The following is a 15398-nucleotide window of genomic DNA, read 5'->3' as shown; positions in this document are numbered from 1 at the left end:
ATGCCCGGTTCGAGCAGCCCGTTGTAGTACATGTCGCGACGCGCTTGCGCGCAGTCGTGCACGTCGATGCCGAGGTGGTGCCTCGTACCGTAGACCATGTAGCGCCCGTGCTGACCGCCGCGATCGGCATCCAGAGCCTCCTCCGCCGTCACCGGCAGCAGACCCCACTCGGCCACGCGGGCGGCGATGACCCTCCATGGCGGCCTCGTGGATGCGGCGGAACGGCACGCCCGGACGCGCCGCGGCGAAGGCGGCGTCGGCGGCCTCGCGGACCGCCTCGTAGACCCGCCGCTGCACCGCGGTGAAGCGCCCGGACACGGGGAGCGTGCGGGTGATGTCGGCCGTGTAGAGGCTGTCGACCTCGACGCCGGCGTCGATGAGGATGAGGTCGCCCGGGACGACGGCGCCGTCGTTGCGCGTCCAGTGCAGCGTTGATCACCTGGTACGCCTCGTTGTGCGCCTGCTCGATCAGTCCGCGGACCTGGGCGTCGACGCGCTCGGCGATGCGCTCGGAGAAGTCGCGACCGTGACCCATGTCGCGGCCCATGAACACCTCGCCCGACGACGAGCCGAGCTTGACCGGGCCGACCTCGTTCGTCATGCCGTACTCGGTGACCATCTTGCGGGCGATGCTCGTCGCCTTCTCGATGTCGTTCGAGGCGCCGGTGGTCGGGTCGTGGAAGACGATCTCCTCCGCGACGCGGCCGCCCATGGCGTACGTCAGCTGGTCCTGCAGTTCGTTGCGGGTCACGGAGTACTTGTCGTCGAGCGGCAGCACCATCGTGTACCCCAGGGCCTTGCCGCGCGGGAGGATCGTGACCTTGGTGACGGGGTCGGTGTGGTTCATCGCCGCCGCCGCGAGAGCATGACCGCCCTCGTGGTAGGCCGTGATGAGCTTCTCCTTGTCCTTCATCACGCGCGTGCGGCGCTGCGGACCGGCGATGACGCGGTCGATCGCCTCGTCGAGGGCGCGGTTGTCGATGAGCTGCGCGTTGGACCGCGCCGTCAGGAGAGCGGCCTCGTTCAGGACGTTCGCGAGGTCGGCACCGGTGAAACCGGGCGTCTTGCGCGCGACGACCTCGAGGTCGACGGAGTCCGACAGCGGCTTGCCGCGCCCGTGCACCTCGAGGATGCGCTGGCGCCCCTTCAGGTCGGGGGCGTCGACGCCGATCTGCCGGTCGAAGCGGCCCGGGCGCAGGAGCGCGGGGTCGAGGATGTCGGGACGGTTGGTCGCGGCGATGACGATGACGTTGACCTTGGGGTCGACCCGTCCATCTCGACGAGCATCTGGTTCAGCGTCTGCTCGCGCTCGTCGTGCCCGCCACCCATGCCGGCGCCGCGGTGGCGGCCGACGGCGTCGATCTCGTCGATGAAGATGATCGCCGGCGAGTTCTCCTTGGCCTGGTTGAACAGGTCGCGGACGCGGCTCGCGCCGACGCCGACGAACATCTCGACGAAGTCCGAACCGGAGATCGAGTAGAAGGGCACGCCCGCCTCGCCGGCGACAGCGCGGGCGAGAAGGGTCTTCCCCGTGCCGGGAGGGCCGTACAGCAGCACGCCCTTGGGGATGCGCGCGCCGACCTCCTCGAACTTCTTCGGGTCCTTCAGGAAGTCCTTGATCTCGCCGAGCTCTTCGATGGCCTCGTCGGAGCCCGCGACGTCCTGGAAGGTGACCGTCGGGGTCTCCTTCGTGACGAGCTTCGCCCGCGACTTCCCGAACTGCATGACCTTGCTTCCACCGCCCTGGGCACTGGAGAGCAGCCACCAGAACAGCAGGCCCAGCAGCACCAGCGGCAGCATGAGCGAGATGAACCCGTCGAACCAGCCCGGGCGCGGCACCACGTCGTTGAAGCCGTCCTTCGGGGCGGCCTTGTCGATCGCGGTCGCGACCTCGGACGCACGCGCACCGCCGTAGTAGAACTGCACGCTGTCGGCGCCTTCGTACGGCTGGGAGAGCTTCAGATCCACGCGCTGATCGGTGTCATTGGTCGTCGCGGATGCCACCGTGTTGCCCTTGAGCAGCTCGAGGCCCTCCTGAGTGGAGATCTGGCGCGCGCCGCTGAGGTTCGTGATGAGCGAGAAACCGATGACCAGAAGCAGACCGACCAGCAGAACGTAGATGATCGGATTGCGCGTGATCTTCTTGAAATCCATGGTGGGCGAGCCCAGCCCTTTCGTGATCCGCTCGGGGAAAAGCGGTTCAAACAGGGTAACGCCCGACGGCTATGCCGAGACTGTGCGTTCGTCGTGGGCGTACCGGGACCACGGATGCCACGCCCCGGCGCGCGGCATCCCGACCACCGTCAGGAGTAGACGTGCGGCGCGAGGACGGCGACGTCGCGCAGGTTGCGGTACTTCTCGGCGTAGTCGAGCCCGTAGCCGATGACGAAGTCGTTGGGGATGTCGAACCCGACGTAACGGCATTCCACCTCGACCTTCATCGCGTCGGGCTTGCGCAGCAGCGCGAGGACCTCGACCGAGGCGGCACCGCGCGAGGCGAAGTTCTCCAGCAGCCAGCTGAGGGTCAGGCCCGAGTCGATGATGTCCTCGACGATCAGGACGTCCTTCCCCGTGATGTCGGTGTCGAGGTCCTTGCGGATCTGCACGACGCCGCTCGAGCGCGTGCTCGCGCCGTACGAGGAGACCGCCATCCAGTCCATCGTGATGTGGATCGGCAGGTGACGGGCGAAGTCGGCCATCACCATGACGGCGCCCTTCAGCACGCCAACGAGCACGACGTCGCGCCCGGCGTAATCTTCCGCGACCTGCGCGGCGAGTTCGGCGAGCTTGCCGTGGATCTGCTCCTCGGTGAGGAGGACTTCGCTGATGTCGTCGGAAATATCGGCCGCGCGCATCCTGAAAGTCTACGCAGGAGGAGTCAGGATGCCGCCCGCGCGACGATCTCGATCCGCCCGCCGACGCGGCGCGCGACGCAGCCGGGCAGGTCGATCGGCCCCTGTCCGCGCCAGTCTGTCGCGAGGCGGGCGACCTCCAGCGTCTGCGCACGGGTCAGGGCGACGCCGAACTCGCTGCCGACGACGTAGCGCACGATGCGATTCCGGAGCGCCGCGGGATTCGCCGCCAACGCCGCGACCGACACCGAGATGCCGGCCTCGGCGTGCTCGACGATGTCCTCGATCGTCTCGTCGATCATGTCCTGGAACGCCGCCGCATCCTCCCGCAGCTGCTCCGCGGTGCGGGCGAGCGCCTCGGCGACCCCCGGCCCGAGCTCGCGCTCGAGCGTCGGCAGCACGGTCTCGCGGACGCGCACCCGCGCGTACGCGGGGTCGAGGTTGTGGGGGTCGCGCCACGGATCCAACCCCTCCGCGACGCACGCGGCCGCCGTCACCTCCCGGCGGACGCCGAGGAGCGGGCGCAGCCACACCGGGCCGGTGGCATCCCTCCGCTCGGGAGACATGCCGGACAGGCTCGCCGCGCCCGACCCGCGCGCGAGGCCGAGGAGCACGGTCTCGGCCTGGTCGTCGAGGGTGTGGCCGAGAAGGACGGCGTCGGCCCCGGTCTCCGCGGCGGCACGCGCGAGGGCGGCATACCGCGCGTCGCGGGCGACGGCCTCGGGACCACCCGCCCCGCGCACCTCGACCGCGACCACCCGAGCGGTGAGCCCGAGCCCGCGCGCGACGTCGGCCGCACGTTCGGCGATCGCCGCCGACCCGTCCTGCAGCCCGTGGTCGATGACGACGGCCTCGGCCCGGATGCCGAGCCGCGGCGCCTCGAACGCGGTCGCCGCCACGAGGGCGAGCGAATCCGCTCCTCCCGACAGTGCGACGAGGACCGCGCCGTCGCGCCCGTCGAGGCTCGTGCGCACCGCCCGTCGCACCTCGGCGACGGCGGGATCGAGACCGGGGCGTCGCTCGTGCATGGCATCCACGCTAATCGTTGTGTCGTGGCGAGAACCGGAGCCGACGGCAGCCGAACCGCCCCGGCTAGGCTGGGCGCGGAAATCCACCGATCTAAGGAGCACACGTATGGGCGCGTACGACGCCGTCATCGAGATCCCGCGCGGCAGCCGCGTGAAGTACGAGGTCGACCACGGCACCGGTCGGGTCTTCCTCGATCGCATCCTGTACACGGTGTTCGGCTACCCGGCGAACTACGGCTTCTTCGAGAACACGCTCGGCGAGGACGGCGACCCGCTCGACGTGCTGGTGCTCCTCGACCGCGACCTGTACCCCGGCATCCTCGCGAAGGTGCGCCCCGTCGGCGTGCTGAAGATGAGCGACGAGGCGGGCGGCGACGACAAGGTCGTCGCGGTTCTCGCGAAGGACCCCCGCTGGGACCACATCCAGGACGTCGGCGACATCGACGACTGGACCAAGAAGGAGATCTCGCACTTCTTCGAGCACTACAAGGACCTCGAGCCCAACAAGTGGGTCAAGGTCGACGAGTGGGCGGATGCCGCGGAAGCCGAGCGCCTGGTCGGCGAGGCGTTCGCGCGCTTCGAGGAGCACGACGCTCAGACCAAGACGCAGGGCGAGGGCGAAGCGCCCAACACGCTCTGACCCTCCCGGTCACGACGAAGCCCCCGGTCCTCGACCGGGGGCTTTCGCGTTGCTCAGACCCAGACGCCGCGATCGCGGAGCCACGGAGCCGGGTCGGTCGTCCCGCCCCACGGCGGGTAGACCTCGAAGTGGAGGTGGCACCCGAACGAGTTGCCCGTCTGCCCCGTTGCGGCGATCTGCTGACCGGCGGACACGCGCTGACCACTCGAGACGTAGATGCCGCCGTTGACGATGTGGGCGTAGCCGGTACCCGAGCCGTCATCGTGCTGGATACGGATGTAGTTGCCGTAGCCGCCGTTGTACCCGGCGTACGTGACGCGGCCGCTGGACGCGGCGTAGATCGGCGACCAGCACCCCGCTCCGAAGTCGAGGCCGAGGTGCCACGTGCTCGCGCAGTAGTTCGGGCCGCACTCACCGGTTCGCGGTCCATATCCCGACGTCGTGCCCGCGGAGGAAGGCCGGGCCCACCCGGAGCCGCCGACGCTTCCGCCGCCGCCGCCACCGCCGCCACCGCCGCCACCGCCACCGCCGCCGCCGTTGTTCGCGGCTGCGGCCGCTGCCGCGGCCGCCGCGGCACGGTCGCGTGCCTCAGCCTCTTCGCGCGCCTTGCGCTCGCGCTCCTCGCGCGCCTTGCGCTCCGCCTCGACACCGGCCTGGTAGTCCGCCACCGTCTTCGCCGTGGTGTCCTGCAGTGCGGCGAGCTGGGCCTGGAGAACGACCTGGTTCGCTTGCTGGGCCGCGAGAGCCGCCTGCGCGGCGTCGGCGGCCTGCTGAGCGGCGACCATCTGGTCTTCGGCGATCTTCTGCAGGCGGTCGCGCTCGGCCTTGGCGTCATCGGCCTGACCACTGAGGTTCTTCGCGTTGTCCCGCGCGGCGACCGCGGCAGCGTAGACCGAGCGGTTGCGCTCGAGCAGCTTGTCCATCGTGCCGAGCTTCGCCAGCAGATCGTCGGCCGTGGCCGCCGACCCCGAGAAGAACAGGTCCAGCGAGGTGTCGTCGCCACCGGTCTTGTAGAGCTGGGCGGCGACCTTGCCGGCCTTGGTCGCGGCATCCGTCGCCTTGGCCGCTTCCGCATCCGCCTGCGTCCGGAGCTGCTGCGCGCGGTAGTCGGCGTCGAAGAACGCCTGCTGCGCCGCGTAGTACTCGTTCGAGCGTGCGACGACCTCGGCCTGGGTGCGGTCGACGTCGGCCTGCAGTCCCGCGATCAGGCCCTGGATGCGGGTGATCTCGGCAGCCTTGGCCGCCTCGTTCGCCCGAGCGGCCTCGACGTCGGCCCACGAGGGGTAATCCGCGGCGAAGGCGGGGGACGAGGATGCCAGCGACGGGAACGTGGCCCCGACCGCACCGAGGGCGACGGCACCGAACGCGCCGAGCATGAGGGCACCACGGCGATCGACGGAAGGCCAGAGCCGTGCCCGCTCGCTCGGGCTCGGCGCGCAACCGCAGTCGTCAGCGCCGTCGTGGGGTTCAGGCGTCACGGGAATACCTCATCTCACCGGTTCGCAACTCGCACCACAGTAGCAACACGAATCACACGAACAACAGGGCGAGTTCCCGCTGCCGGGGACCAGTTTGGACCGCCGACACGCCAGGGATGCGGAGCGCCACGCCCCCGATTGGCAATCTCAAGAATCATGAAGTAGGCTCGGTCGTCGGCAAGTGAGCACGGAATCGCACGATTCGGGGTTCATCCGGCCCCATCGTTTAGCGGCCTAGGACGCCGCCCTTTCACGGCGGTAGCACGGGTTCGAATCCCGTTGGGGTCACTCACCGGTCACAATTAAACAAGCATGGCCCTGTAGCGCAGTTGGTTAGCGTGCCGCCCTGTCACGGCGGAGGTCGCGGGTTCAAGTCCCGTCAGGGTCGCTCCACAGCGACGGGCCTTCTTTCGAGGAGGCCTTTCGTTTAGGAAGCGGCAGACATGCCGCTCGGCTCTGTAGCTCAGTTGGTAGAGCGTTCGACTGAAAATCGAAAGGTCACCGGATCGATGCCGGTCGGAGCCACACGGGTGACCGTTACAGTCACCCCAGGAACCCTCGCGTAGCTTCTACATCGCGGGGGTTTCGTCTTTTTCCCGCTCGTCCCGCCGCCACGACACGCCACGCCACGCCACGCCACGCGCTCGGCGCTCGGGCGCCCGCACCCCGTTTCAGTGTCAACGAACACGAACGCCGGCCCCGCCACGCGCAGCACTCGCACGCGCGACCGTCGCACGAGCACAGGCCCCCCGCACGCACCGCCCTCGCGGGAGCACCGGCCCGCCGCCCGCGTCACGCCTCCCGCGCGCGCAGGTCCTTCCGCAGGATCTTGCCGGATGCCGACTTGGGAATGGCATCCACGAACTCCACGCGCCGCACCTTCTTGTGGGGCGCGACCTCCGCCGCGACGAACGCCATGACATCGTCGGCCGTGAGCTCCGCACCCGCGGCCGGGACCACGAAGGCCTTGGGGATCTCCTGCTTCTCCTCGTCCAGGACGCCGATGACGGCGGCATCCTGAATCTTCGGATGCGACAGCAGGAGCGCCTCCAGCTCGGCGGGGGCGATCTGATACCCCTTGTACTTGATCAGCTCCTTGAGCCGGTCGACGATCGTGAAGTACCCGTCCTCGTGGTGGGTGGCGATCTCGCCGGTGTGCAAGAAGCAGTCGGAGTCGATCGTGTCCGCCGTGGCATCCGGGCGGTTGAGGTAGCCGAGCATCACGTTCGGTCCGCGCATCCAGAGCTCCCCAGGCGCGGTGAACCCGTCGTCGCCGTGCTCCTCGATCTCGGCACCGGATTCGATGTCGACGAGCTTGGCCTCGACGTTCGGGATCAGGACGCCCACCGAGCTGACCGGCATGTCCTCGCGCTCGGGCGGGATCGCGTGCGACACCGGGCTGAGCTCGCTCATGCCGTAGCCCTGGAAGAACCGGGCATGGATGCGACGGCCCGCCGTCTCGGCCGTCTCCCCGTCGAGCGGGGCGGCGCCGGAGAAGACGGTGTGGACGCTGGAGATGTCGAAGTCGTCGACGACCGGATGCTTGGCCAGGGCGAGCGCGATCGGCGGGGCGATGAACAGGAACGTACAGCGATGCGCCTGGATGCACCGCAGGAACGCCAGCAGATCGAACTTCGGCATCGTGACGAGCGTCGCGCGCTGGCGCAGCGCGAGGTTCAGCAGCACGGTCATGCCGTAGATGTGGAAGAACGGCAGCACGGCGAGCACGCGGTCGTCGCTGTTCAGGCGGATGCTCACGCGGCACTGGTCGACGTTGGCGACGAGGTTGCGGTGCGAGAGCATCACGCCCTTCGGGACGCCGGTGGTGCCGGAGGAGTACGGCAGCACAGCGACGTGCGTCTCCGGGTCGAACGAGACCTGGGGCGGGGTCCGCTGCTCCGCAAGCAACGATCGCAGGTCGGGATGACCTTCGGCGCCGTCCAGGACGACGATGCGCTCGTCCGGGATGCCGACCGCGCGCGCGGCTTCGGCGGCGGGCCCGAGCAGCGGCGAGACGGTCACGAGCCAGGTGGCGCCGGCATCCCTCAGCTGCGTCTCGATCTCATGGGCCGTGTAGAGGGAGTTGACCGTCGTCACCACCGCCCCCAGCCGCAGGATGCCGTGGAACACCGTCGCGAAGGCGGGGACGTTCGGGCACAGCAGCGCGACCACCGTGTCGGTGTCGACACCTCGATGAGCCAGGGCACCGGCGAAGGCGTCGACCTGCGCGCGCAGCGTGCCGTAGGTCGTCTCGGCTCCCGTCTGGGGATCGATGATCGCCACCCGGTCGAGGTCGGCTTCCTCGAGCGAGCCGAAGAGGTGGTCATAGACGCTGACGGACGGGATCTCGATACGCGAGTAGGGGCTGTGGAACACGGGATCTCCTTCGATACCGGATGCGGCGCCGTCGCCGTGCGCCCATCCTGCCAAAGGCGAAACTCGGTGTCACTCCTTTCGAGACGGAGGTTCAGCCGACTCTCAGAGCAGCGACAGCGCGACCCCGCCCGCGGCTCCGACGATGACGACGGCCCACGCCGGCGTCCGGAACGTCGTCAACAGCACGAAGCCGGCGAGCGCGAGCACGAACGGCCCCGCACCGGTGATCGCCGTCGTGAACACCGGTGTGTACAGCGCCGCGGCCAGGATGCCGACGACCGCCGCGTTCGCTCCGCGCATGGCCGCGCGGACCCGCGGGCGGCCGCGCAGCGCATCCCAGAACGGCAGCACGCCGACGAGCACGAGGAAGCCCGGCAGGAAGATCGCCGCGAGCGCGACGGCCGCTCCCGCGACCCCGCCCGGACCGACCGAGGAGGCGGCGCCGAGGTATCCGGCGAACGTGAAGAGGGGACCCGGGACGGCCTGTGCGGCGCCGTAGCCGGCGAGGAACGCATCGGGCGACACCCAGCCGGTTTCCACGACCGCGCCCTGCAGGAGGGGCAGGACGACGTGACCGCCCCCGAAGACCAGGGCACCGGACCGGTAGAACGCGTCGGCGAGCGCGACCACCCCCGATCCCGTCACCGCGGCCAGAACGGGAAGCCCGAGGAGCGCGACGACCGCGACGACGAGGCATCCGATCGCGACGGCGCGTGGGACGCCGAACGACGGCAGGGACTCCCCGGGCGGGTCGGTCACCTCCCGCAGCAGGAGCAGGCCCGCGAGCACCCCGACCGCGAGCGCGCCGAGCTGCCCCACGGCCCCCGGGGCGACGAGGGCCAGCGCCGTCGCGACGACGGCGATCGCGGCGCGCGGCGGGTCCGGCGTGAGCGTGCGCGCCATCCCCCACACGGCCTGCGCGACGATCGCGACGGCGACGATCTTCAACCCGTCCAGGATGCCGCCGCCCACCGGCCCGCCGAACAGCGACGCCCCGGCGGCGAACGCGACGAGGAGCACGGCCGAGGGGAGGGTGAACCCGAGGAACGCCGCGAGAGCACCGAGGAACCCGGCGCGCTGCAGTCCCATCGCGAAACCGACCTGGCTGGACGCCGGTCCGGGGAGGAACTGGCACAGGGCGACCAGGTCGGCGTAGGCGCGGTCGTCCATCCACCGGCGCCGCGTGACCAGGTCGTCGCGGAAGTAGCCGAGGTGCGCGATCGGCCCGCCGAACGACGTGACCCCCAGCCGGAGGAACGCGAGGAACACCTCGGGAACGGTGCCGGCTCGTGTCATCCGCTCTTCCTAACGTTCCAGGGGAAACGACAGGTGAACCGGGCTCACCGCAGGGGCCGCGGGAGGACGCGGTCGACGAGCCGCAGGGTCGCCGCCGTCCGGGCTTGATCCGCCGCGATGTCGGCACCGTTGACCGCATCGCGGAAGCGCTCGACCTCGCCGATCATCGGGTTCTCGGGCGCGTCCACCTCAACGGTTTCGGGCGCCCCGCCGCGCGGCGCGAGGACGAGTCGGCGCGGGGCGTCGATGGCGTCGATCGAGAGGGAGCCGTCCTCGCCCTGGATCTCGCTCGGCAGCGACGTGTCGGTGATCTTCGACCACGCGACATCGGCGAGGAACCCGTCGTACCCGACGATGGCGCTGCCGAGCCCGTCGGTGCCCGACGCGATGCCCACCCGGCTCCCGACGATCTCGCTCGGCTCGCCGAACAGCAGCACGAGAGCGTGGAGGGGGTACACGCCCAGGTCCCGCAGCGCGCTGCCGCCCAGCGCCGGGTCGAAGATGTTCGTCTGCTCGCCCGCGAGCACGTGGTCGTACCGCGGCGAGCGCTTCTCGTAGCGGACCGACACCCGGCGCAGCCGACCTACGCGGGGAAGCAGATCCTGGACGACCCGGATGCCGGGGTCGTAGGCCGTCCGCATCGCTTCGAGCAGCACGACGCGGCGCTCCCGTGCCCGCGTCACGAGCGCATCCCAGTCCCCCGCCGTGAGGGTCGCGGGCTTCTCGACGAGCACCGGGATGCCGGCATCCACCGCTGCCCGGACCTGCGCCGCGTGCACGGCGTTCGGGCTCGCGAGGTAGACGGCGTCGACGTCGCCCGCGGCGAGCAGCGCGTCGAGGCCCTCCGCGATACCCGGGGCGCCGATGCGCGCGGCGAACTCCCGCGCGCGTCCCGCATCTCGCGACGCGACCCGACCGAGCTCGACGCCGTCGACCGTGCGGACCGCGTCCGCGAAACGCTCGGAGATCGAACTGGTCCCGACGATGCCGATGCGGATCATCCCCCCATCATGGCGGCGACGTCCTGCGTCTTCGTCCACGTCCTTCGCGAAACGTCCCACTAGGATCGCCCTGATCGTGGGGACGATCGGCACGATCAGGGGGCGGAATCGATGGGGACACGCACGCAGGCACGCCGACGCGCATCACGGCGGGCACGCCTGCGCCGCACCGTCGCGGCGGTGGTCGCGATCGCCCTGATCGGCGGGGGCGTGACGGTGTTCGCGCTGCTGCGCGGTTCGTCCGCCGGACCCGTGGCCGAGAACAGCCCGACGCCGGTCGCGACCTCGACGCCGACCCCCACGCCGACGCCCCTCACCGCGGCGCAGAGGCTCCTGTCGACGAGCGCCGATCCGAAGGCGTGCGCCATCTCGTTCGCGGGGGACGGGATCGCCCTCGACCCGCAGCTGCAGACCCAGGACACCCGCTACGCGGCGCTGCCGCTGCCGCGCTCCGACGGCCGGGTGTTCGCCGGCTGGTACGCCACCGACGCCGACGCCGCGGCGCTCACGCTCCCCGCTCGCATCAACGGCGCCGACCTGGTCGCCTGCACCGGCCGGCAGAAGACCCTGTACGGGGCGTGGACGACTCCCGAGAAGAACGCGGCGGAGGATGCCGGCATCCCGATCCTCATGTACCACCAGTTCACGCGGAACCCCGAGGGCGAGGACAGCTGGCTCCGTGCGAACTACACGTACATCGGCGATTTCGACGCGCAGATGGCGTACATCCAGCAGTCCGGCTTCTACCTGCCGACCTGGGACGAGGTGAGCGCCTTCATCGACGGGGCACTTTTCCTCCCCCGCCACTCCGTGATCATCACCGACGACGACGCCGACACCACCTGGCTCGAGCAGGCCGCACCGGTCGTGGACGGGCGCAATCTGCTCACCACGTCGTTCGTCATCACCTCCGCCCGCACGGAAGGTCCGCCCAACCGCTTCGTCCAGCAGCGCTCGCACACCCACGACATGCACCGCGCGGGCGCGAACGGGAAGGGACGCATGGTGAACGAGGACGCAGACACGATCGCGGCGGACCTCAAGCAGTCCGCGAAGATCCTCGGCGCGAAGGAGGTCGTGGCGTATCCGTTCGGCCACTACAACGACACGACGAAGGAAGGCGTGCGTCGAGCCGGGTTCGAGCTCGGACGCACCGTCGAGCACGGATACGTGCACGTCGGAACCGACAAGCTCGCACTCCCGGTCATCCGCATCAATTACGGGATGACGGTGGACGATCTGAAGGATGCCATCGGCTGAGGCGCGTGGAACCGCTCCCTGTGTCCCGCGTGCCGGTATCTCACAGGTGAATGATTCACAATCCTAAGTTGGGCCACGCGTGGGCCCGTCTACGATTTGTATCTCCGGAACCACCGAAACGCGAGCATCCATGGACCTATCCGTCATCGTTCCGACCTTCAACGAGGGTCCGAACGTCGCCGAACTCGTCCGTCGAACGACGGCCGCGCTTCCCGGTCGTGCCGTCGAGATCCTCTTCGTCGACGACTCCACCGACGACACGCCGGACATCATCCGGGCGGTCGCTGCTCAGGCGTCGATCCCGGTGCGGCTCCTCCACCGCGACCAGCCCGTCGGCGGCCTCGGCGGAGCCGTGGTCGACGGCATCCGGGCCGCGGCATCCGACTTCTGCGTCGTGATGGACGGCGACCTGCAGCACCCGCCGGAGGTCATCGCCGAACTGCTCGCCCGCGCGGAGATGGGTGACGCGGACGTCGTGGTCGCCTCGCGCTACATCGCGGGGGGAACCTCCGACGGGCTCGCGAACGCGGTGCGCACGCTCGTGTCGCGCGGGTCGACGATGCTGACCAAGGCCATGTTCCCGCGGAAGCTGCACAACTGCTCCGACCCGATGACCGGGTTCTTCCTGATCGACCGCACGTCGCTCGACGTCGAGGGTCTGCGTCCGCGCGGCTTCAAGATCCTCCTCGAGATCCTCGCCCGCAAGCAGATGCGCGTCGCCGAGGTCCCGTTCTCCTTCGCCCCGCGCTTCGCCGGTGAGTCGAAGGCCTCCTTCAGCCAGGGCATGCGGTTCCTCACGCAGCTCACGATGCTGCGCTTCGGCCGCATGTCGGCGTTCGCCGTCGTGGGTGGCATCGGCGCCGTCGCGAACCTGCTCATCACGTGGGCGCTGACGGGGATCGGCGTGCAGTACCTCGTGGCTTCCGTGATCGCGAGCGTCCTGACGATCATCGGCAACTTCCTCGCGCTCGAGTACCTCGTCTTCGCCGACATGCGCGCGGAGTCGGGGCTCATGCGCCATCGGTTCGTGAAGTCGTTCACGTTCAACGGCATCGAGGCGCTCGTCCGCATCCCCCTGCTGTGGCTGCTCGTCAGCGCCGCGCACCTGCATGTGGTCATCGCCACCGCGGTGACGCTGCTCGCGGCGTTCGTCGTCCGGTTCGTCTACCACGCCCTCGTCGTCTACGCCCCCAAGCGCAGCCGCCTGGCGCAGATGCCCCTCCCCGAGACGCTCGAGGACGAGATCGCCGCCTGAACGGCCCCGGCCGGGCTCGGTCCCGGCGGCGTACCCTGGAACCATGTCTGACGCATCCATCCGCATGTTCGGCGCCGACTGGTGCCGCGACTGCATCCGCACGAAGAAGCAGCTCGACGAACTCGGCGTCGCCTACGAGTACGTCGACCTGGTAGCCGACCCGGCCGCCGCCGATGTGGCCAAGGAGATCTCCGGTCGCACGAACATCCCCGTCGTGGTGTACCCCGATGCTTCGCACCACGTCGAGCCGTCGAACGCCGACGTCGAAGCCAAGCTGCGCGAGCTCTCGCTGATCTGACGCTCCCGATGCTCACCGCCGCGTGGCCGGTTCGCCGTCACGCGACCGGTGAGATCGGGACGTCGCTCCCGGCGTTCACCGACCACCACGTCCACGCGCACCTCGTCGAGATCGATGCCCTCCCCGCTCGCGGGATCGCCGGTGTCGTGGACCTCGGTGGCGACCCGGCGGTGCTCGCGCGACGCGCGGCGGGGCTGCCGCGGGTGTCGTTCGCCGGGGCCTTCCTCACGGCGCCCGGCGGATACCCGAGCGGACGGTCGTGGGCACCGGATGCCATCGTGCACACCGTGTCCGACCCGTCGCTGCACCCGGGGGTTCCGGGTGGCGCGCGCACCGCTGTCGATGCGCAGGCCGACGCCGGCGCCGCCGTCATCAAGGTCGCGCTGAACGCCGACGCGGGCCCCGTCATGCCCGACGCTGTCCTGGACGCCGTGCTGGCCGCGGCGGCCGACCGGGGTCTTCCGGTCGTCGCCCACGCCCAGGGCGCCGGGCAGGTCGAGCGCGCGATCGACCGGGGCGTGGCGGCACTGGCCCACACCCCGTTCGACGCCACACTCTCCCGGCACTCCCTCACCCGCGCGGCAGAGGGCGGCCAGGTGTGGATCTCCACGCTCGACATTCACCGCGGAAAGGCCCGCACCCGGGCGATCGCCCACCTCGGCGCCTTCGCCGCTCGCGGGGGACGCGTGCTGTACGGTACCGACCTCGGCAACGGCCCGCTCCCCCTCGGCGTCAATCGCCGCGAGCTCCTCGCACTGCAGGAAGCCGGGATCCGCGGCGACGCGCTCGTGGCATCCCTCACCGATCCGTGGCCGCAGAGGACGGGAACCGACGCGGTGCGCAGCTTCCTCGCGGGTCCCGCGCCGACCGACCCCGACGATCTCGCGACGTGGCTGTCGCGCGCGACCGTCGTCCCGACCGAGGAGCTCACCCGTGTCGACTGAATCGTTCGCCGCCGAGGCCGCCGCCCTGGATGCCGCCGACCCGCTCGCCGGATACCGCGACGCGTTCGTCGGCGCCGAGACGTCGCTGGTGTACTTCGACGGCAACTCGCTCGGTCGACCGCCGCGCGCCACGGCGGACCGGCTGAGCACCTTCGTGACCGACGAGTGGGGCGGGCGCCTCATCCGCGGCTGGGACGAGTCGTGGATGGACCTGCCGTTCCGGATCGGCGACCGCCTCGGCCGATCGACGCTGGGGGCCGCGGCCGGGCAGACGATCATCGGCGACTCGACGACCGTGCTGCTCTACAAGCTGCTGCGCGCCGCGCTCGCGGAGCGTTCCGAAGCCGACCCGGAACGCCTCGAGATCGTCGTCGGCCGTGACGACTTCCCCACCGACCGCTACCTCGTCGAGGGGATCGCCGCCGAACGCGGCGCACGGGTCGTGTGGGTCGAGGTCGACACGTCGCGCGGAGTGGATGCCACCGCGCTCCGCGCCGTGGTCGGGCCGCGCACCGCGGTCGTGCTGCTCAGCCACGTGTCCTACCGCTCCGGATATCTCGCGGATGCCGAAACCCTGACGCGGATCGCGCACGACGCCGGCGCCCTCGTGCTGTGGGACCTGTGCCACTCCGCCGGGTCCGTGCCCGTCGAGCTGGACGCGTGGGGCGTCGATCTCGCCGTCGGCTGCACGTACAAGTACCTGAACGGCGGCCCGGGCTCCCCCGCGTTCGCGTACGTCGCTGCCCGGCACCAGCGGACCCTGACGCAGCCGATCCAGGGGTGGATGGGCGCGGCGGACGTCTTCGCGATGGGACCGGAGTACCGTCCCGCCGACGGCATGCGGCGGTTCCTCTCGGGCACGCCGCCGGTGCTCGCGATGCTCGCGATGCAGGACACGCTCGATCTCATCGAGGACGCCGGCATCGCGGCGATCCGCGCGAAGTCCGTGGCGCTGACCGAGTTCGCGCTG

The 15398-nt window shown here is 70.3% G+C and carries 12 protein-coding genes, 3 tRNA genes and 2 pseudogenes; 9 read left to right on the top strand and 8 right to left on the bottom strand.

Going from position 1 to position 15398, the window contains the following annotated elements; all coding sequences use genetic code 11:
* The 4 genes and pseudogenes from I5G_RS24825 to tilS all read right to left on the bottom strand — a co-directional run.
* A pseudogene (locus I5G_RS24825) lies at positions 1-429 on the bottom strand (M24 family metallopeptidase); the annotation flags it as partial.
* Position 430: 1 nt separating this feature from the next.
* Positions 431-2154, bottom strand: a pseudogene (gene ftsH / locus I5G_RS22755) (ATP-dependent zinc metalloprotease FtsH); the annotation flags it as partial.
* Positions 2155-2303: 149 nt separating this feature from the next.
* The gene (gene hpt, locus I5G_RS14660; RefSeq protein WP_022879726.1) at positions 2304-2855 is read right to left on the bottom strand and encodes a hypoxanthine phosphoribosyltransferase; all 552 of its coding nucleotides are present in this window, start codon (positions 2853-2855) and stop codon (positions 2304-2306) included.
* Between the two features lie 23 nt (positions 2856-2878).
* Positions 2879-3880, bottom strand: coding sequence for a tRNA lysidine(34) synthetase TilS (gene tilS / locus I5G_RS14655; protein ID WP_022879725.1), 1002 nt, complete (start codon positions 3878-3880; stop codon positions 2879-2881).
* A 106-nt stretch (positions 3881-3986) separates the two neighbouring features.
* On the opposite strand from tilS, the gene I5G_RS14650 reads away from it, so the two are divergent.
* The gene (locus tag I5G_RS14650) at positions 3987-4520 is read left to right on the top strand and encodes an inorganic diphosphatase (RefSeq protein ID WP_022879724.1); all 534 of its coding nucleotides are present in this window, start codon (positions 3987-3989) and stop codon (positions 4518-4520) included.
* 53 nt (positions 4521-4573) lie between these two features.
* Here the strand turns inward: I5G_RS14650 and I5G_RS14645 are convergent, their stop codons facing one another.
* Positions 4574-5896 (bottom strand): M23 family metallopeptidase, encoded by a 1323-nt coding sequence (locus tag I5G_RS14645; RefSeq protein WP_239642553.1) that lies wholly within the window; start codon positions 5894-5896, stop codon positions 4574-4576.
* A gap of 317 nt (positions 5897-6213) precedes the next feature.
* Between I5G_RS14645 and I5G_RS14640 the strand changes: the two genes are divergently transcribed.
* From I5G_RS14640 to I5G_RS14630, 3 genes are all read left to right on the top strand, one after another.
* Positions 6214-6286: transfer RNA gene (locus I5G_RS14640), tRNA-Glu, on the top strand.
* Positions 6287-6312: 26 nt separating this feature from the next.
* Positions 6313-6386: transfer RNA gene (locus I5G_RS14635), tRNA-Asp, on the top strand.
* A gap of 64 nt (positions 6387-6450) precedes the next feature.
* Positions 6451-6523: transfer RNA gene (locus I5G_RS14630), tRNA-Phe, on the top strand.
* A 267-nt stretch (positions 6524-6790) separates the two neighbouring features.
* On the opposite strand, the gene I5G_RS14625 is transcribed toward I5G_RS14630, so the two are convergent.
* The 3 genes from I5G_RS14625 to I5G_RS14615 all read right to left on the bottom strand — a co-directional run bounded on the left by I5G_RS14625 (position 6791) and on the right by I5G_RS14615 (position 10671).
* On the bottom strand, positions 6791-8374 hold the full coding sequence (locus tag I5G_RS14625) for an AMP-binding protein (protein ID WP_022879722.1): 1584 nt from the start codon (positions 8372-8374) through the stop codon (positions 6791-6793).
* Positions 8375-8476: 102 nt separating this feature from the next.
* Positions 8477-9670 (bottom strand): chromate efflux transporter, encoded by a 1194-nt coding sequence (gene chrA, locus I5G_RS14620; protein WP_022879721.1) that lies wholly within the window; start codon positions 9668-9670, stop codon positions 8477-8479.
* A 44-nt stretch (positions 9671-9714) separates the two neighbouring features.
* On the bottom strand, positions 9715-10671 hold the full coding sequence (locus I5G_RS14615; RefSeq protein ID WP_022879720.1) for a Gfo/Idh/MocA family protein: 957 nt from the start codon (positions 10669-10671) through the stop codon (positions 9715-9717).
* 180 nt (positions 10672-10851) lie between these two features.
* On the opposite strand from I5G_RS14615, the gene I5G_RS14610 reads away from it, so the two are divergent.
* From I5G_RS14610 to I5G_RS14590, 5 genes are all read left to right on the top strand, one after another.
* Positions 10852-11931 carry a polysaccharide deacetylase family protein gene (locus I5G_RS14610; protein ID WP_239642552.1) on the top strand — a complete coding sequence of 360 codons (1080 nt, stop codon included), beginning with the start codon at positions 10852-10854 and terminating at the stop codon, positions 11929-11931.
* 130 nt (positions 11932-12061) lie between these two features.
* On the top strand, positions 12062-13186 hold the full coding sequence (locus I5G_RS14605; protein WP_022879718.1) for a glycosyltransferase family 2 protein: 1125 nt from the start codon (positions 12062-12064) through the stop codon (positions 13184-13186).
* A gap of 43 nt (positions 13187-13229) precedes the next feature.
* A complete protein-coding gene (locus I5G_RS14600) occupies positions 13230-13484 on the top strand; it encodes a glutaredoxin domain-containing protein (RefSeq protein ID WP_022879717.1) in 255 nt (84 codons plus the stop codon).
* Positions 13485-13492: 8 nt separating this feature from the next.
* Positions 13493-14428, top strand: coding sequence for an amidohydrolase (locus I5G_RS22750; RefSeq protein ID WP_022879716.1), 936 nt, complete (start codon positions 13493-13495; stop codon positions 14426-14428).
* The coding region (locus I5G_RS14590; RefSeq protein WP_022879715.1) for a kynureninase at positions 14418-15398 on the top strand (981 nt) is incomplete at its 3' end. The genes I5G_RS22750 and I5G_RS14590, both read left to right, overlap by 11 nt.

The organism is Microbacterium sp. B19 (assembly GCF_000333395.1).
Lineage (GTDB): Bacteria > Actinomycetota > Actinomycetes > Actinomycetales > Microbacteriaceae > Microbacterium.
Note: the sequence above shows the minus strand (reverse complement) of the source record. Positions and strands in the feature narration are given on the sequence as shown.